This window comes from Sphingomonas sp. BE138, assembly GCF_031456125.1.
Classification (GTDB): Bacteria; Pseudomonadota; Alphaproteobacteria; order Sphingomonadales; family Sphingomonadaceae; genus Sphingomonas.
On the sequence record NZ_JAVDUC010000006.1, the window covers coordinates 61,300 to 78,325 of the forward strand.

General features: G+C 69.8%; 13 protein-coding genes and 1 tRNA gene. 8 read left to right on the plus strand and 6 right to left on the minus strand.

Annotated features, from left to right (window positions below; genetic code table 11):
- Positions 1–6: 6 nt before the first annotated feature.
- Positions 7–783 carry a VOC family protein gene (locus J2Y58_RS09640; RefSeq protein WP_310102145.1) on the minus strand — a complete coding sequence of 259 codons (777 nt, stop codon included), beginning with the start codon at positions 781–783 and terminating at the stop codon, positions 7–9.
- On the minus strand, positions 780–1,208 hold the full coding sequence (locus J2Y58_RS09645; protein ID WP_310102148.1) for a VOC family protein: 429 nt from the start codon (positions 1,206–1,208) through the stop codon (positions 780–782). The genes J2Y58_RS09640 and J2Y58_RS09645 overlap by 4 nt, the downstream gene beginning before the upstream one ends.
- 600 nt (positions 1,209–1,808) lie before the next feature.
- Here J2Y58_RS09645 and cobS point away from each other — a divergent pair.
- From cobS to J2Y58_RS09680, 7 genes are all read left to right on the plus strand, one after another.
- On the plus strand, positions 1,809–2,813 hold the full coding sequence (cobS, locus tag J2Y58_RS09650) for a cobaltochelatase subunit CobS (RefSeq protein ID WP_310102151.1): 1,005 nt from the start codon (positions 1,809–1,811) through the stop codon (positions 2,811–2,813).
- A 4-nt stretch (positions 2,814–2,817) separates the two neighbouring features.
- Complete coding sequence (locus tag J2Y58_RS09655) at positions 2,818–3,114, plus strand: nucleotidyltransferase domain-containing protein (protein ID WP_310102154.1); 297 nt, start codon at positions 2,818–2,820, stop codon at positions 3,112–3,114.
- Positions 3,098–3,445, plus strand: a complete 348-nt coding sequence (locus tag J2Y58_RS09660) for a HepT-like ribonuclease domain-containing protein (RefSeq protein WP_310102158.1) — start codon at positions 3,098–3,100, stop codon at positions 3,443–3,445. The genes J2Y58_RS09655 and J2Y58_RS09660 overlap by 17 nt, the downstream gene beginning before the upstream one ends.
- Positions 3,445–5,268, plus strand: a complete 1,824-nt coding sequence (gene cobT, locus J2Y58_RS09665) for a cobaltochelatase subunit CobT (protein WP_310102161.1) — start codon at positions 3,445–3,447, stop codon at positions 5,266–5,268. Before J2Y58_RS09660 ends, cobT begins: the two co-directional genes overlap by 1 nt.
- Before the next feature lie 135 nt (positions 5,269–5,403).
- The gene (locus J2Y58_RS09670) at positions 5,404–5,679 is read left to right on the plus strand and encodes a ribbon-helix-helix domain-containing protein (RefSeq protein ID WP_310102164.1); all 276 of its coding nucleotides are present in this window, start codon (positions 5,404–5,406) and stop codon (positions 5,677–5,679) included.
- Between the two features lie 60 nt (positions 5,680–5,739).
- Complete coding sequence (locus J2Y58_RS09675; protein WP_310102168.1) at positions 5,740–8,172, plus strand: TonB-dependent receptor domain-containing protein; 2,433 nt, start codon at positions 5,740–5,742, stop codon at positions 8,170–8,172.
- A 127-nt stretch (positions 8,173–8,299) separates the two neighbouring features.
- Positions 8,300–8,983, plus strand: a complete 684-nt coding sequence (locus J2Y58_RS09680) for a Fe2+-dependent dioxygenase (RefSeq protein ID WP_310102171.1) — start codon at positions 8,300–8,302, stop codon at positions 8,981–8,983.
- A 137-nt stretch (positions 8,984–9,120) separates the two neighbouring features.
- Here the strand turns inward: J2Y58_RS09680 and J2Y58_RS09685 are convergent, their stop codons facing one another.
- From J2Y58_RS09685 to J2Y58_RS09695, 3 genes are all read right to left on the minus strand, one after another.
- Positions 9,121–9,975: a manganese catalase family protein gene (locus J2Y58_RS09685; RefSeq protein ID WP_310102173.1), complete on the minus strand. Its 855-nt coding sequence runs from the start codon at positions 9,973–9,975 to the stop codon at positions 9,121–9,123.
- 236 nt (positions 9,976–10,211) lie between these two features.
- Entirely contained in the window at positions 10,212–14,840 is a 4,629-nt protein-coding gene (locus J2Y58_RS09690; RefSeq protein WP_310102178.1) for an NAD-glutamate dehydrogenase domain-containing protein, read from the minus strand.
- 114 nt (positions 14,841–14,954) lie between these two features.
- Complete coding sequence (locus J2Y58_RS09695; protein WP_310102180.1) at positions 14,955–16,187, minus strand: hypothetical protein; 1,233 nt, start codon at positions 16,185–16,187, stop codon at positions 14,955–14,957.
- Positions 16,188–16,346: 159 nt separating this feature from the next.
- Here J2Y58_RS09695 and J2Y58_RS09700 point away from each other — a divergent pair.
- Positions 16,347–16,422: transfer RNA gene (locus tag J2Y58_RS09700), tRNA-Thr, on the plus strand.
- 216 nt (positions 16,423–16,638) lie between these two features.
- On the opposite strand, the gene J2Y58_RS09705 is transcribed toward J2Y58_RS09700, so the two are convergent.
- On the minus strand, positions 16,639–17,025 hold the full coding sequence (locus J2Y58_RS09705) for an Mth938-like domain-containing protein (protein ID WP_310102184.1): 387 nt from the start codon (positions 17,023–17,025) through the stop codon (positions 16,639–16,641).
- Between the last annotated feature and the right edge of the window lies 1 nt (position 17,026).

Sequence of the window (17,026 nt, forward strand, 5' to 3'; positions counted from 1 at the left end):
GACCCGTCATGCCGGTCGCGGCCCGACGAGGCCGATCCGCGCGCCGTCCGGGTCGGCGGCCACCGCCGAGAAGCTGCCGCCCGGGATCTCGGTCGGCTGCTCCAGCAGCGTGCCGCCGGCCGAGGCGACCCGCGCCACCGCGGCGTCGATATCCTCGACCTCGACATAGAAGAGCCAGCCGGGCGTGCCGCCGGGGACGACCGGCAGCGTCGCGCCGATGCAGGTGTCGCCGGCGTGGACCATGCGATAGTCGCCGAGCGGCCCCATCGGGATCGCGCCTTCGTGCCGCCAGCCGAATGGTGCCGCGTAGAAGGCGAGCGCCGCCTCCTGATCGGTGGCGGCGAGCTCGTTCCAGACCATCTGTCCCGGCATCGCGTCCGGCGGGGTGCCGAAGGCGCGCGAGGGAGCGTCCATCGCGCCGCGCATCGCGTAGAAGCGCTGGCCGGACGGGTCGGCGAGCAGCGCCATGCGCCCGACGCCCTCCATGTCGACCGCGGGCATCAGGAGCGTGCCGCCCGACCCCTGCGCCGCCGCGATCGCTGCGTCGACGTCGTCGACGCCGACATAGAAGAGCCAGCCGGGCGGGGCGGACGGATCGGGGCGCGGCATCAGGCCCGCCAGACCCTCGCCCGCGGCGGTGCTGACGATGCGATAGTCCATGCCCTCGACATCCCCCGATGGCGCGACCTGCCAGCCGAACACCTGTTCGTAGAAGGCCTGCGCGCGATCGGCGTCGAGGCTGTGATATTCGTACCAGATCGGCGTGCCGTGCGGGTTCCTCATGCGGCGTGCTCCGGCGCGGCGTCGGCGGGTGGGGTGGCGGCCATGTCCATGAAGACGGTTTCCCAGGTATGACCGTCCCGATCCTCGAAGGCGCCGCCGTACATGAACTGCTGGTCCTTGACGGCGCGGGTCTCGCGTCCGCCGGCGTCGCGCGCGGCGGCGTGGATCGCATCCACCTGCGCGCGGTCGTCGAACGACAGGCAGAACAGCGCCGCGCTGGTCGTGTGGGTGTCGGCGATCGGCTTGTCGGTGAAGGTCGCATAAAAAGCGTGGTCGAGCAGCATGACGCTGATCGCGTCCGACCATTGCATCGCGCTGGCGACGTCGTTGGAGAAAGCGGCGTTCTTCGTGAAGCCGATCGCTTGGTAGAAGGCAGTGGCGGCGGCGACGTCGCGCACCGGCAAATTGATGAAGATCATCCGCATCTTAGGTCGCCCCTCCCCGAGTCGTTGCGCGCCATCATGCCGAGCGGCGGGCGGGGGGCAAGCCCCGTGCGGGGGCGAGGACGTTCCTTCTGTGGCTAATGTCGTCATCCCCGCGCAGGCGGGGATCCAGAACCCCTGACGGTGCGGCGCTACAAGCAGGCGAGGCGCGTCTGGCTTCCCGCCTGCGCGGGAATGACGGCACGGTGCGGCTCTGCAAGCGAGCGACGCGCGTCTGGGTTCGCGCCTGCGGGGGAATGACGGCACGGTGCGCCTCTACAAGCGAGCGAGGCGTGTCTGGATTCCCGCCTTCGCGGGAATGACGGCACGGTGCGGCGCTACAAGCAGGCGAGGCGCGTCTGGATTCCCGCCTGCGCGGGAATGACGGTAGGGGAGGGCTGCCTTGAACGTCGACCGGTTCCGGTTGGAGCCGGATGGGAGGGGGTACCCAATTGGCGCTGGCCAGCGGCGAAACCGCGGGCGCGGGTGCGCGTTCATCCCGGGTCCTTCAGCCACACCCGGCGCGGGCGATGCGTGCGGCGGGTTGACGCGGGCGCATCGCCTTCGCAGTGGTCAACCAACACCAGCAAGACGGCGTACCGCATGACCGATATCCCGAACACGCAGCCCGACAGCCGCGACACCACGATCCTCGACGCGCCCGACAAGATGGTGAAGGTGCGCGACCTGTTCGGGATCGATTCGGACATGGAGGTGCCCGCCTTCTCCGAGGCGGACGAGCGTGTCCCCGATCTCGATCCCGCCTACGTCTTCGATCCGGACACCACGCTGGCGATCGTCGCGGGCTTCGCGCACAACCGTCGCGTGATGGTGCAGGGCTATCACGGCACCGGCAAGTCGAGCCATATCGAGCAGGTCGCCGCGCGGCTGAAATGGCCGTGCATCCGCATCAACCTGGACGCGCACATCAGCCGCATCGACCTGGTCGGGCGCGACGCGATCGTGCTGCGCGACGGGCAGCAGGTGACCGAATTCCGCGAGGGCCTGCTGCCGTGGGCGCTCCAGACGCCGACCGCGCTGGTCTTCGACGAATATGACGCGGGGCGTCCGGACGTGATGTTCGTGATCCAGCGCGTGCTGGAGACCGAGGGCAAGCTGACGCTGCTCGACCAGAACCGCGTGATCCGCCCGAACCCGTATTTCCGGCTGTTCGCGACCGCCAACACGGTCGGGCTGGGCGACACCAGCGGCCTCTATCATGGCACGCAGCAGATCAACCAGGGGCAGATGGACCGGTGGAACGTGGTCGTCACGCTCAACTATCTGCCCGCCGCGACCGAGGCGCGGATCGTGCTCGCCAAGTCGGGCGAATATGACAAGCCCGATGGCGCGAAGCTGGTCGAGAACATGGTCCGCGTCGCCGACCTGACGCGCAAGGGGTTCATCAACGGCGATATCTCGACGGTGATGAGCCCGCGGACGGTGATCACCTGGGCGCAGAACGCGCTGATCTTCGGCGACGTCGGCTTTGCGTTCCGGCTGTCGTTCCTGAACAAGTGCGACGAGACGGAGCGCGCGCTGGTGGCGGAATATTACCAGCGGGTGTTCGGGAAGGACCTGCCGGAGAGCGTGGTGGCGAAGGGGTGATGGCATGAACGTCGCCGACGCGATCGAGACGTTGAAGCGTGCGAGGGTCGAGTTGCAGGCGGTCGGCGTTGCGCATCTGTCGCTCTTCGGCTCGATGGCCCGCGGCGACGCGCGAAGTGATTCCGACATCGATGTGGCGGCGGCGTTGCATCCCGACGTCAGCTTCGGCGCGTTCAAGCTGGTGCGGCTCGAACGGCGGCTGGCGGAAATGCTGGGGACGCGCGTGGATCTGGTGACCGAGCCCTCCGACCGCCCGCGTCTGCAAGCGGAGATAGATCGCGATCGTGTCGTCGTTTTCTGATCGAACGCTGCTGCGTCTGCGCGACGTCGTCGACAATGCCGATCGCGTCGCGCACTTTGTCGGCGACATGTCGTTCGCCGCCTTTGCGGCCGATAGCATGCGGGTCGACGCCGTGGAACGCTGTATCGAGCGCGTCGCGGAAGCATTGGTGCAGATCGGCGCGGACGAACTGGCGGTGATCGCCCCCACCGTCTCACTGGCGGAGGTGCGGGGTATCGGCAACCGCCTGCGGCACGAATATCGCCACATCGACATGCGCGTCATCTTCGACACGGCGCGCGATGATCTGCCGGAATTGCGCACGTCGTGCGCAAAGGCACTGGAGCGCTGATGGCCACCGATACCCCCCTCGATCGCTTCAAGGCCGTGCTGGGCGGCGCCGCGCGGGCGCTGTCCGACGAGGCGGAGGTCGAGCTTGCGTACACCGCCGACGCGCCGGTGCAATCGGGCAAGCACCTGCGCGTGCCGATGCCGGCGCGGACGCTGCCGCCCGAGCAGGTGGCGGAGGCGCGCGGCTTCGCCGACGGCTTCGCGCTGCGGCTGCGGCACCACGACATCGCGCTGCATGCCCGCGGCGCGCCGGCGGAGGCGAACGCGCGCGCGGTGTATGACGCGATCGAGGACGCGCGGGTCGAGGCGCTGGGCAGCCGCGGGTATCAGGGGATCGCGGACAATCTCGCGCATGCGCTGGACGTGCGGTTGCGCAGCGACCCGATCACGCGCGCACGCTCGAAGAGCGAGGTGCCGCTGGCGTCCGCGCTGGGGCTGATGGTGCGCGAGGCGCTGACCGGGCGGCTGCCGCCGGTCGAGGCCGAGCCGGGGCTGGCGCTGGTGCGCGACTGGATCGGGGAGAAGACCGACCTGGGCGCGCTGGCGCTGGCGCTCGACGATCAGCGCAGCTTCCAGGCGCTGACCCGCAAGCTGCTGGAACAGCTCGAACTGGTCGAGGGCGAGCAGCAGCCGCAGGAGAGCGACGAGGGCGGCGAGGACGAGGAAGGCGAGGAAGGGCAGGATACCGACGCCCCCGACGAGGGCGATGCGGAAGGCTCGGAGGGCGAGAGCGAGGTCGAGGCGCGCGGCGAACAGCGCGACGACCAGTCGCAGGAGGGCGAGAGCGAGGAGCTCGAGGGCGACGACATCGACGACGCCGAGGGCGAGCCCGGCGACGAGGGCGAGGAGGGGATGCAGCCGGTGCGCCCCAACCGCCCGGTCGCGGACCCGCATGCGCAGTTCGATTACAAGGTGTGGACCGAGCGGTTCGACGAAGTGGTCGCGGCGACCGATCTTTGCGACGCCGAGGAGCTGGCGCGGCTGCGCGGCTATCTCGACCAGCAACTCGTGCACCTGCAATCGGCGGTGTCGAAGCTGGCCAACCGGCTCCAGCGGCGGTTGATGGCGCAACAGTCGCGGTCGTGGGACTTCGACCAGGAAGAAGGGCTGCTCGACGCGGCGCGGCTGGCGCGCGTGGTGGTCAACCCGACGCAGTCGCTCAGCTACAAGATCGAGCGCGATACCGAGTTCCGCGACACGGTGGTGACGCTGCTGATCGACAATTCGGGGTCGATGCGCGGGCGCCCGATCTCGATCGCGGCGATCAGCGCCGATATCCTCGCGCGCACGCTGGAGCGGTGCGGGGTGAAGACCGAGATCCTGGGCTTCACGACGCGCGCATGGAAGGGCGGGCAGAGCCGCGAGACGTGGCTGGCCGCCGGGCGCCCGCCGCAGCCGGGGCGGCTGAACGACATCCGCCACATCGTCTACAAGCGTGCCGACGAGCCGTGGCGGCGCGCGCGCACCGCGCTGGGGCTGATGATGCGCGAGGGGCTGCTGAAGGAGAACATCGACGGCGAGGCGCTGATGTGGGCGCATAACCGCATGATCGCGCGGCCCGAGGAGCGGCGCATCCTGATGGTGATCTCCGACGGCGCGCCGGTCGACGATTCGACGCTGAGCGTCAATTCGGGATCGTATCTGGAGCGGCACCTGCGGCAGGTGATCGCGTGGATCGAGAAGAAGTCGCCGGTCGAGCTGGTCGCGATCGGGATCGGCCACGACGTGACGCGCTATTACAGCCGCGCGGTGACGATCATGGATGCCGAGCAGCTGGGGGGCACGATCATCGAACAGCTCGCCGCGCTGTTCGATGCGGAGTGAGGTGTCCGCACCGCCGCCGTCATGCCGGTGCGGACGAGGACTCAGGACGTCCGACCGCCCGCCTCCATGGAGAGACCTGCGCGTCTGGATCCCCGCCTGCGCGGGGATGACGGGTGGGGGTAGCTGGCTTCGGCCATGATCTCCCCACCTCGCGGCGGGTTCATCGGGCCGGTCAAGCGATCGGTGACGATCGCCGGCCATGCCACCTCCGTCAGCCTCGAGCCGGTGTTCTGGGCGGCGCTGGAGCGCGCGGCGGGGGTGCGTCGCTTGCCGCTGTCGGCGCTGGTCGCGCAGGTCGATGCGTTGCGGATCGCACAGGACGATCCGCCCAATCTCGCGAGTGCGCTGCGGACGTGGCTGGTCGCGCAGCCAGACATGTTTCGCGACAATGGTGAGAACCCGTCGCAATAGCATTGACTCTGAAAGTCACTCGCAATAGCTGCGTCCCCGACACAAAGGGGAAAGCAGAACATGTCGTCGTCGAGCGCGCCGTTCCTGGCGCTGTCGTGCATCGGATTCATCGCCTCCGCGCCGGCGCTGGCCGAAACGCCGTCGCGTGACGCTGCGTCGGTGCAGGACGGGCGCGGGCGGATCGAGCGTGACGACGTGGTCGTCACCGGTGCGCGCGAGCGGGCGCCCGACCAGCTCGAAAGCCCGAAGGCGACCGCCGCGTTGCTCGACACGCCGCAGACGGTGACGGTCATTTCCGACCAGGTGCTGCGCAAGCAGAACCTGCTGACGCTGCGCGATGCGCTCCAGACGCTGCCGGGGATCACGTTCGGCGCGGGCGAGGGCGGCGGCGGATATGGCGACAGCATCAACCTGCGCGGCTTCTCGGCGAACAACGACATCACGATCGACGGCATCCGCGACAGCGCGCAATACAGCCGCACCGACCCGTTCAACCTGCAGCAGATCGAGGTCTACAACGGCGCGAACTCGGTCTTCAACGGATCGGGATCGGTCGGGGGCACGATCAACCTGGTCAGCAAGGAGCCGCGCCCCGAGGACCTGACGATCGCGCAGGCCGCGGTCGGCACCGACGAATATTACCGCGCCGCGATCGACGCGAACGAGCGCGTGTCCGACATGGTCGGCGTGCGGCTGAACGCGGTGTATCACCGCAACGACGTGCCGGGTCGCGACGTCGAGAAGTACGAGCGCTGGGGCGTGGCGCCGGCGGTCACGATCGGGATGGACGGGCCGACCAGCCTGACGCTCGCCTATGTCCACCAGGAGGACCGCAACACGCCGCTGTACGGCGTGCCGTATTTCAACAACGACCTCGTCGGCGGGCTGGTGCCCGGATCGGATCGCAGCGACTATTACGGCTATCGCAACCTCGACCGGCAGGATGTCGATGTCGATCGCCTGACCGCAACGTTCCGCCATGCGGTGAACGATCACCTGTCGATCCGCAACCTGACCCGCTGGCAGCGCGTCGGCCAGTATAGCGTCACCAGCGCACCGCAGGGGACGTTCTGCCTGGCCGCCACCAACCGCCAGCCGGTGTCGACCAGCGCGACGAACCAGCAGGGTCTGCCGTGCACCACGACGGTGAACGGCGCGACGATCACGGTGCCGGCCGGCCAATGGCTGCCGTCCGGTCCGCGCGGGCTGGTGCGCGATCAGGTGAACCAGCTGTTCGCCAACCAGACCGACATCCGGCTGGAGCATGGAGCGAAGGGCGAGGTCCGCAACGTCGCGAACGTCGGCGTGTCGTGGATGGTCGAGGATTACACGATCCGCGCCGGGTCGCTGCTGCGCAATGCCGACGGGTCGGCGACCGCGCCGCTGCCGTTCCTGTCGATCGCGAACCCCGACACGGTCTATCGCGGCTCGATCAACGACGTGACGACCGGGCGCTCGCAATCCTCCACGCGGAACGTCGCGGTCTATGCCTTCGACACGCTGGAACTGGGGCGGTACGTCGAGCTGAACGGCGGCGTCCGCTGGGAGCAGCAGCATGCCGAGTTCGACACGCTGCCGGTGGCCGCCGCGCCGGGCGTGACGCAGCCGCTGCCCGCGCAGGCGCGCCAGCCGAACCGCGAGCGGCTGTTTTCCTATCGTGCCGGGCTGGTCTTCCACCCGGTTCAGGACGTGAGCCTGTACGCCAGCTACGGCAATGCCAAGACGCCGTCGTCGGCCACGGTGCGGCTGGGATGCGTGAGCGTGTCGGGCACGGTGGTGACCAGCACTTGCGACGTCGCGCCGGAGACCGCGAAGAATTACGAGGTTGGCGCCAAGGCCGGGCTGTTCGGGCGGCGGCTGGAGCTGACCGCGGCGCTGTTCCGCAACGAGCGGACGAACTACCGCATCCCGTCCAACGATCCGGCGCTGCCGACCGTGCAGGTACTCGACGGGCGCAGCCGCGTCGACGGCATCGCGCTGGGCATGTCGGGCAACGTCACGCGCAACTGGACGATCTTCGCGAACTACACCTACCTCGACAGCAAGGTGCTGCAATCCGTCTCCGACTTCTGCCTCGCGAACCCGGGACGTAGCGGGTGCGGCAACACCGCGGCCGACCCCGATCCGCAGCGCGACAGCCCGCTGGTGCAGACGCCGCCGCATTCGGGGAGCCTGTTCACGACCTACAAGCTGCCGTTCGGGCTGGAGGTCGGCTATGGACTGACCTATCAGGGGGCGTTCACCACCTATGTCCCCACACTGGCCAATGCCGCGCTGCTGAAGACCGACGATTACCTGATCCACCGGGCGTATCTGGCGTACAGTTTCCGCGAGGGGCTGACCATGCAGCTCAACGTGCAGAACTTCACGGATGAGAAGTATCTGACCAACGTGCGGAACAACATCAACGCCACCACCGGGGTGGTCACCGGCGGCTGGGCGATGCCGGGCGACCGGCGGCAGGCGGTGCTGAGCCTGTTCTATAGTTTCTAAGTGACTTTGGGCGTAACGCCCTTCCCGTTCGTGCTGAGCCTGTCGACGCACGTGCCCCGAACACGCACTTCGACAGGCTCAGTGCGAGCGGAGTCTTATTGGCTATGACGCAGGAACTGGTTCGCTCATGCTGATCGCGATTCCCGACGTTCTCGATGCCGATGCGCTGGCGCAGGTCCGCGCCGTCATCGATGCGGCCGAGTGGATCGACGGCAACGCCACCTCCGGTCCGCAGGCGGCGCTTGCCAAGCGCAATTGCCAGTTGCCCGAGGACGGCGCGGCGGCGCGCGCGGCGGGGGGCGTGATCCTCGACGCGCTGGGGCGATCGCCGCTGTTCGTGGCGGCGGCGCTGCCGGCGAAGGTCTTTCCGCCGCTGTTCAACCGCTACGAGGGCGGGCAGGATTTCGGGCTGCACGTCGACAATGCGGTGCGGATGAAGCGCGGGAGCGATTTCCGCATCCGCAGCGACCTGTCGGCGACCTTGTTCCTTGCCGATCCCGCCAGCTACGACGGTGGCGAGCTGGTGATCGAGGATCAGTTCGGGATGCAGGAGGTGAAGCTGCCGGCGGGGCATATGGTGCTGTATCCCGCATCGAGCCTGCACCGGGTGGCGCCGGTGACGCGCGGGGTGCGCACGGCGAGCTTCTTCTGGATCCAATCCATGGTCCGCGACGATGGCGCGCGGCGGATCCTGTTCGAGCTGGACCGGGGCGTGCAGGAGGTCGCGGCGGCGCAGGGGCAGGGCGCGGCGGCGGCGGTGCGGCTGACCGGGGTCTACCATAACCTGCTGCGGCGTTGGGCGGAGGTGTAGGAGCGGATGGCAATATGTCCTATCGTCATCCCCGCCTGCGCGGGGATGACGATAGGACCGCTGCAACTTCGTCATCGCGATCAGGGAAGCAATGATGGGAAAGGGGCGGATGCTCTCGCGCCGCCCCTCCCTGCACATCACCCGATCTGCTGGGCCTGTGCGCCGCTGTCCGGGCGCGCCGGGCCGAGGATCGGTTCCTCGCCGAGCGGCTTGTTCGGGAAGACGGTGAACTCGCCGCGGCCGTCGATCGTCGGCCCGCTGGTCCAACGGCCTTCCGGGTAGCTGCCGTCCGCCGCGGTGGCGTAGAAATTGTAGTTGTTCTCCTGATCCTCCTGCTCCTGCGGGAAGGAGTTGGGGATCGGCAGGTTGGCCGAGGGGCCGCCGAGTTCCTCCAGCACCGCCAGCCATTGCTGCTGGTGCATCGTGTCGCGCGCGATCATGTAGTGAAGCATGTTCTTCATGCCCGGATCGTGCGCGGCGTTGAACAGGCGCACCGCCAGCACGCGTCCCGTCGCCTCGGCGGCGACGTTGCAGTGCATGTCGGCGGCGATGTTGCCGCTGGCGTAGATGTGGCTCATGTTGAACGGCACGCCGTCCGAATCCATCGGCATCGCCGCCAGCCCGCTGGACAGCAGGTTCTTGTGGATCAGCCCCTCGATCTCCTGCCGGCCGTTGCCGCCGCCCATCACCGCGCCGACAATCCCGTCGGCGGCGCCTTCTTCCTGGAGCGAGGCGGGCGCCTTGTCGAGGTTCAGCGCGACCGCGGTCGCCAGCATCTCGATATGCCCGATCTCCTCGGTGGCGGTGTGGAGCAGCATGTCGCGGTATTTCGGCGTCGGCGCGCGATTGCCCCACGCCTGGAAGAAATACTGCATGCAGACGCGGATCTCGCCTTCGACGCCGCCGATCGCCTGTTGCAGCATCCGCGCGAAGGCGGGGTCGGGCTTCTCGACGGTGACGGGATACTGAAGACGCCTGTCGTGATAGTACATGGTGCTTCTCCGTTGTGGGACGGGGAGGCAATGCACGAGCGACGCATAAGTCGTTGAGGGGGCGATATGAAATCGCTTATTTCTCAATGATTTGAGTTAAGGATGGTTCCTTGGGCCGCGGCAGATGTGGGTGTGCGCCCCGCCTCCATTCGCCCTGAGCCTGTCGAAGCACGTGCCGCCTGGGGCACGCCCCCTTCGACAGGCTCAGGGCGAACGGGGGGAGGGGGCGCGCGCTGTTAGCGTCCCAGCAGGACGCGCGCCTGACCGGCGATCTGCGCGAGCATCGCGGCATTGGGGGCCTGCGCGTTGCGGGCGCGGTCGATGACGGCGCGGAATTGCCCGACGCGCGCGGCGTTGCGCGCCAGCCACGCGTCGACCAGCGCGACCGGGTCGCCCGTGCCGCCGCGGCCCAGGAAGTCGAGCCGCAGCTGCTGGAAATCGCGCGCGAGCCCGGCGATCAGCAGCCGCTCCCACGGGTCGCTGGGGCTGATGCGCGTCGCGGTGCCCTGCGCCCAGTCGAGCCCGAGCCCCTCGCCGAGCCGGGTGAAGGCGCGCGCAAGCTGCGTCTCGTCGATCGCGGCGCGCTCGCCCAGGTCGGCGAGCCCGACCGCGCCGTCGAGCTCGAAGAGGCGGACGACGCGCTGGGCGAGGTCGCGCGGGGCGCCGGCGGCCTCCAGCGTGTCGGCGATGCGCCGCGAATGCGCGCGCGCCTCGTCGAGCAGCAGTTCGGCGGTGGCGGCCGCCAGCCGGTCGATCCCGCCCGACAGCCGCGCGAGCACCGCCGACGGCATCGTCCCCGGCGCGGTGGCGCGCAGCAGGTCGGCGATCTGCGAGCGGACCGCGACCGCGACCTCGTCGAACAGCGCGAGGCGACCGGCTTCGGGCATCGCGGTCGTCTCGATATCGCGCCACAGCGCGGCGAGGTCGAACTGCCGCTCGGCGACGACGAACATCGCGGCGATGTCGGCGAGCGTCGCGCCTTCCTCCTCGGCCAGCTCGAACGGGTGGAGGATGCCGATGCGGTTGACGATGCGGTTGGCGAGCTTGGTCGCGACAATCTGCCCACGCAGGCGATGCGCGTCGATCGCGGCGGCGAACCGCTCCTGCATCGCACGCGGGAAGGCGGCGTGGAGATCGGGGACCAGCGCGTCGTCTTCACCCAGCGGCGAATGTTCGATCGCGTCCTGGAGCGACAGCTTGGCGGTCGCCAGCAGCACCGCGAGTTCGGGGCGGGTGAGGCCGCGGCCCTCGCCGGTGCGGCGCAGCAGGTCGGTGTTGCTGGCCAGCCCCTCGACCTGACGGTCGAGCCGCCCGGCTTCCTCGAACACCTCGATCAGCCGGACGTAGCTGGGCAGCGCCTGCGCGCCGCCGCCCTCGGCGATCGACAGGCCGAGCGTCTGGAGCCGGTTGTCCTCCAGCACCAGTTGCGCGACATCGTCGGTCATGCTGCCGAGCAGCGCGTTGCGGTCCTCGAACGACAGCCGGCCCTCGATCATCTCGCGGTTGAGCGCGATCTTGATGTTGACCTCGTTGTCCGAGCAGTCGACGCCGGCGGAATTGTCGATGAAGTCGGTGTTGATGCGGCCGCCGCGCGCGGCGAAGGCGATGCGCGCTCCTTGCGTGACGCCCAGGTTCGCGCCTTCGCCGATCGCGATCGCGCGCAGTTCCTCGGCATCGACGCGCAGGCGGTCGTTGGCGGGATCGCCGACGGTGGCGTTGTTCTCGGCCGCCGCCTTCACATAGGTGCCGATGCCGCCGAACCAGATCAGGTCGGCCGGGCTCTTGAGGATCGCCGAGATCAGCGCGGTCGGCTCCAGCCGGTCGGCGGCGATGCCGAGCGCGGCCTGCACCTGCGGCGAGAGCGGGATCGACTTCATGTCGCGCGCGAACACGCCGCCGCCCGCGGAGATCAGCGACGTGTCGTAGTCCGCCCAGCTCGAGCGCGGGAGGGCGAACATCCGCGCGCGCTCGTCCCAGCTGGCCGCCGGATCGGGATCGGGATCGAGGAAGATGTGGCGGTGGTCGAAGGCGGCGACCAGCTTGATCGCCTTCGACAGCAGCATCCCGTTGCCGAACACGTCCCCCGACATGTCGCCGCAGCCGACGACGCGGATCGGTTCGCGCTGCACGTCGAGCCCGCGTTCGGCGAAATGGCGCTGGACCGAGACCCACGCGCCCTTGGCGGTGATGCCCATCGCCTTGTGGTCGTAGCCCTGCGAGCCGCCGCTGGCGAAGGCGTCGCCCAGCCAGAAGTCTCGGTCGAGCGCGATCGTGTTCGCCACGTCGCTGAAGGTCGCGGTGCCCTTGTCGGCGGCGACGACGAAATAGGGGTCCTCGCCGTCGAGGATCGTCACGCCCGCCGGATGGACGACCTTGCCGCCCTCGATATTGTCGGTGATCGACAGGAGCGTGCGGATGAAGATGCGGTACGCCTCGGTCCCCTCCGCCAGCCACGCGTCGCGGTTCGACGGCGCGGGGAGCTGTTTGGCGTAGAAGCCGCCCTTCGCGCCGGTTGGGACGATGACCGCGTTCTTGACGCGCTGCGCCTTCATCAGCCCGAGGATCTCCGTGCGGAAATCGTCGCGGCGGTCGGACCAGCGCAGGCCGCCGCGCGCGACCGGGCCGGCGCGCAGGTGGATGCCCTCGACACGCGGCGAATAGACCCACACCTCGCGCCACGGCAGCGGGGCGGGGAGGCCGGGTATCCTCGCGCTGTCGAGCTTGAAGGCGAGCGCCTCGTCCGCGGCCTCGGTGAAGGCGTTGGTGCGCAGCGTCGCGTCGATGACCGCGCGGAAGGCGCGCAGGATGCGGTCGTCGTCGATGCCGGTGACCGCGTCGAGCCCGGCGTCGATCACGCCCTGCGCGGCGTCGGCGTCGGCGATCGATTTCGGATCGTGGACCGCGGTGAAGCGGTCGACCAGCGCCTGCGTCACGTCGCGGACGCGGGTGAGCGTGTCGACGACGTTGGCGGGGCCGTAGCTCATGCCCGCCTGCCGCAGATAGCGATACCAGGCGCGGAACAGCACGACGGCGGAGGGCGACAGTCCGGCCTCCAGCATCAGCCGGTTGAAGCCGTCATCCTCGGCGCGGCCCTCCAGCACCTGCGCCAGCGCCTCCTGCAACGTATCGGCGGCGGCGAGGACGGCGGGGATATCGGCCTTCGTCTCCAGCGTGAAGTCGTGGATCGAGCTGCGTTCCTCGTCGGTCAGCGCGGTCGGCATTTCCTCGATCACGCGGAAGCCGAAATGCTCGAGCGCGGGGACCGCGTCGGAGAGCGCCAACGGTCCGCCCTGCCGATAGACCTTGAGGTGGAGCATCCCGTCGCCGCCGGCGGTGAAGCGCACCTCGCGATCGGCATCACCGTCGAGATTGGCGATCGCGACGATGTCGCGCGCCGCCTCGTCGGCGGTCGCGCCGGTGCGGTAGCGCGCCGGGAAGGCGGCGGCGTGGCGCAGCGCAAGCCGGGCGGCGCGCGCCGGGCCGACCTCGTCCGCCAGCGCGGCCTCGATCGACGGCGCCCAGCCGCGCACCATCTTTTCGAGCTGCGCATCGAGCGTCGTCGCATCGGGCAGCACGCCCGCGCCGCGCAGGTCGATGGTGTAGCGCAACAGTGCGACGCGCCCGTCCTCGACGCTGGTCGACCAGTTCAGCACCTGGCCGTTGGCAGCCTCGGCCAGCATCTCGCCGATCGCGACTCGGCGCGCGGTGGTCATCTCGTCGCGCGGCAGCCAGACGAAGGCGTAGAGGTGGCGGCCGAGCGGGGAGGGGGTCAGCACCAGCTTCGGGCGGGGACGGTCCGCCAGGCTCATCGCGGTGAGCGCCAGTTCCTCCATCGACGCCGCGCTGACCGCGATCATCAGATCGTGCGGCAGCGTGGCGATGGCGTGGGTCAGCGCCTTGCCGGTGTGGCCGGCGGGGTCGAAGCCGAACTTCGCCTCGCTGGCCGCGAGCCGCTGGCGCAGCACCGGCACGCTGCGCGGCGGGGCGTTGAGCGCGGCCGAGGTCCACAGCCCGGCGTGGATCGACAGGCCGGTGACGCGCCCGCCGGTGTGGAGCGGCACCACCAAGAGGTCGAGCGGGACGCGGCGGTGGACCGGCGAGATCAGGCTGGATTTCAGCAGCAGCGGCGCGGCGTTGCCGGCGGTGAAATAGTCCATCGCCAGTCGCCGCGAGCGCTCGGCGAGGATCGGCACGTCATGCGGATTGGTGACGATGCCGAGGGCCGGGGCCGAGTCCGCATGGCCGTCGGCGTGCCAGCGCTCATGCCCCAGCAGCGTGAAGTGACGGTCGAGGAACCAGCGCAGCAGCGCCGCGCCCTCCGGATCGCCGCCGACATCGTCGATCACGCCGGCGTCCGCCGCAAGCGTCCCCTGCATCGCGCGCCAGTCGCGCACCGCGACGCGGACGTCGGCGAGCAGGCGCTCGATCTCGTCGGTCAGCGCGCGGCGATCGCGCGCGTCGACGCGCTCCAGCTCGATATAGATCATCGACTCCGGGCGCCCGTCGGCGGCCTCGATGTCGGTGAGATGCCCGTCGGCGTCGCGGGTGACGCGCACGACGGGGTGGATGACGCGGTCGACCGCGATGTCGCGGTCGCCGATCGCGGCGGCGACCGAGTCGACCAGGAACGGCATGTCGTCGTTGACGATCGCCAGCCGCATCCGTCGCCGCGCGCCGTCGCCCGGCAGCTGTTCGAGCGCGAGCACCGGGGTGCCCGGGAGCCGCGTCGCGGCGGTCTGTGCCAGGAAGGCCGCAGCCTCCGCCTGCTTGTCCTCGCCGAAGCCGGCGATTTCGCCGGGGAGCGCGCGATAGGTGAGCCGCGCCGCCAGCGCCGCAGACAGTATCTGAAGAGACTTTTCGGGCATGGCGCCAGCTATGCGCGCCTGTGCCGCCTAGCTCAAGCGTTGCCGCACTGCATCGTTGCAGACCCGTGCTGCATCGTTGCAGGCGTGTGGGGCAGGCGCAGCGCGGCAGGCGCTTCAGTGAAGGCGGCGCAGCACCTGCTCGGCGAGACGTGCATCGTCGCCGATCGCGCCGACGACGACGATCCCGGTCGCGGTGGCGCGGCCGAGCAGGACGACCGGCGCGCCTTCGTCGCAGCCGCTGTCGATCGCGACTTCGGCAAGCGGGGCGCGGTCGGCGAGCGGGAGCGCGGCGGCGGTCTCCGGGCCGTCCGGCTGGCGCTGCGCGCGCTCGGCCGCGACGATGCCCTTCACGCCGCCCTCGGCGCGCTCCAGCGCATGCGCGAGCGCACCCTCGGCAATGCCGGTGCGCTGCGCCCATGCGAGCACGGTGGCGGCCTCGGTCAGGCGGGTCTTGTCATGGTCGGCGCCGAAGACGAGCTTGGCGATCGCGGTCATCGGCGCGCGCGCCTGCGGGCGGATGCCGGCGTCGGCGAGCAGGGCCGTCAGGCGTTGCGGATCGGCAGCGGCGGCGATCGCGACGTCGTGCGCACGGCCGAGCGCCCGGTAGAGCGCGGCATGGCTGCGCGCGCGCGCGGCACGAGCGACGGCGGCGCTGTCGCGCGCGGCGGCGAGCCGCTCGTCGAGCGTGCGCGGCGCGGCGTCGGGCTCGGCGACGGGGGCGGCGGCGCACGGGCCGTCCGCCCAGGCGCCGCTCGGCACCGGATCGTGGCGCGGCACGCGGATCGCGGCGGCCAGTTCGGCATCGAGCCCCGCCTGGTCGACGTCGCCGGCCAGTTCCTTCCAGTTGATGACGCCGTAGATATAGTCGATCGACTGCGCGTCGGACGAGAAGGGCATCAGGATGCCGCGATACAGCGTGTTGTGGCCGCGCGTGCCGGTGAACTCGGCCTCGAACCCGATCGGCGCGCGGTTGGCGATGATCTGCAGGTAATGATCGGTCAGCCGCGACAGCAGCGAGCGCGACGGCACGTCGGAGATGTGGACGATCGACTGGTCCAGCGCGCACTCCTCGCGCAGCGCGCGGCCGATGAACTGAATCGCGGGATTGTCGATCCCGGCGGAGAAATCGAGCAGGACGCTGTTGGGGCCGAAATCGGCGATGCTCTCGGGCTCGAGATCCTCGATCGCCGGATAGGCGCGCCCGCGCAGCAGCGAGACCCAGTGGTTGTAGGCGCGGACGTGCATCCGCCGCTCGTCGCCGCCGATCGGGGTATGCGCCTCGCCCACGCCGCCCTCGGTCGGGTCGTCGTCCTGCCGGAGATCGTCGTAGCCGTGCGCGCTGTCCATGCTCATGTCCCGGCGAGCGGCCTGTCATTCGGCCGGAGTCGCAGGCCCGCTTTTGCGCGATGGATGGTAAACGCACGGTAAAGCCGCGAGGCGCTTGTCAGACGCCCACGATGCTGCTAACCGCCCCCTCCACGACGCTTCCCGAACGGAGGCGCGTTGGCCGCTTTAGCTCAGCTGGTAGAGCATCGCATTCGTAATGCGGGGGTCACAGGTTCGAGTCCTGTAAGCGGCACCACTACCCAATCCGACAAGACCCTCTTTGCCTTGGCAAGGCCGCATGACCTGCGAAGTTCGACCAGCGCCGGTGTACGAGCCGGCCAGCCGGTATCGACGCCCCGCACGCGTGCAGAGGAAGCGCGCTTGTTCCTTTTCGCACCCGCTCGGCGGCGGGAAGCCGTGGCGAGCGGTTGGGTTATCGTCGCCCTTGGGAAGGAGAAGCTTCTTCCGGTGTCTAGTCCGCGAGCGGATAGAGCGCGGCGGCGATGCGGCGTTCCTCGGCGCGTAGCACGCCCCAGGCGCGCGCGGCGGCGCGGCTGTCCATCGCTTCGATCCCGATGCCCCTGGCCTCCAGCGCGGCGACCAGCGTGCGCGGGGGACGGCGCAGGTTGCCGCCGGTGCCGAGCAGCACGAACTCGATCGGTTCGCCCAGCAGCGGTGCCAGCGCGGCCTCGTCGAGCGACTCGAGGGGAGGGGGCGTCCAGGCGTCGGCGCGCGTGGCCGTGAGCAGCAGCGCCGGGTAGACGCCCATCGTGCCGTCGGGCGCATCGACCTTGAACCCGGCCGGGCCGAAGCCGCGCACCAGCGGGCCGGCGGCGTCACGCTCGCGGTCCATCCTCATG

Bases quoted from the DNA above. Each gene is read 5' to 3' on its own strand.
- J2Y58_RS09640 (WP_310102145.1), bottom strand. From the start codon at position 783: ATGAGGAACCCGCACGGCACGCCGATCTGGTACGAATATCACAGCCTC.
- J2Y58_RS09645 (WP_310102148.1), bottom strand. From the start codon at position 1,208: ATGCGGATGATCTTCATCAATTTGCCGGTGCGCGACGTCGCCGCCGCC.
- cobS (WP_310102151.1), top strand. From the start codon at position 1,809: ATGACCGATATCCCGAACACGCAGCCCGACAGCCGCGACACCACGATC.
- J2Y58_RS09655 (WP_310102154.1), top strand. From the start codon at position 2,818: ATGAACGTCGCCGACGCGATCGAGACGTTGAAGCGTGCGAGGGTCGAG.
- cobT (WP_310102161.1), top strand. From the start codon at position 3,445: ATGGCCACCGATACCCCCCTCGATCGCTTCAAGGCCGTGCTGGGCGGC.
- J2Y58_RS09670 (WP_310102164.1), top strand. From the start codon at position 5,404: ATGATCTCCCCACCTCGCGGCGGGTTCATCGGGCCGGTCAAGCGATCG.
- J2Y58_RS09675 (WP_310102168.1), top strand. From the start codon at position 5,740: ATGTCGTCGTCGAGCGCGCCGTTCCTGGCGCTGTCGTGCATCGGATTC.
- J2Y58_RS09680 (WP_310102171.1), top strand. From the start codon at position 8,300: ATGCTGATCGCGATTCCCGACGTTCTCGATGCCGATGCGCTGGCGCAG.
- J2Y58_RS09685 (WP_310102173.1), bottom strand. From the start codon at position 9,975: ATGTACTATCACGACAGGCGTCTTCAGTATCCCGTCACCGTCGAGAAG.
- J2Y58_RS09690 (WP_310102178.1), bottom strand. From the start codon at position 14,840: ATGCCCGAAAAGTCTCTTCAGATACTGTCTGCGGCGCTGGCGGCGCGG.
- J2Y58_RS09695 (WP_310102180.1), bottom strand. From the start codon at position 16,187: ATGGACAGCGCGCACGGCTACGACGATCTCCGGCAGGACGACGACCCG.
- J2Y58_RS09705 (WP_310102184.1), bottom strand. From the start codon at position 17,025: ATGAGGATGGACCGCGAGCGTGACGCCGCCGGCCCGCTGGTGCGCGGC.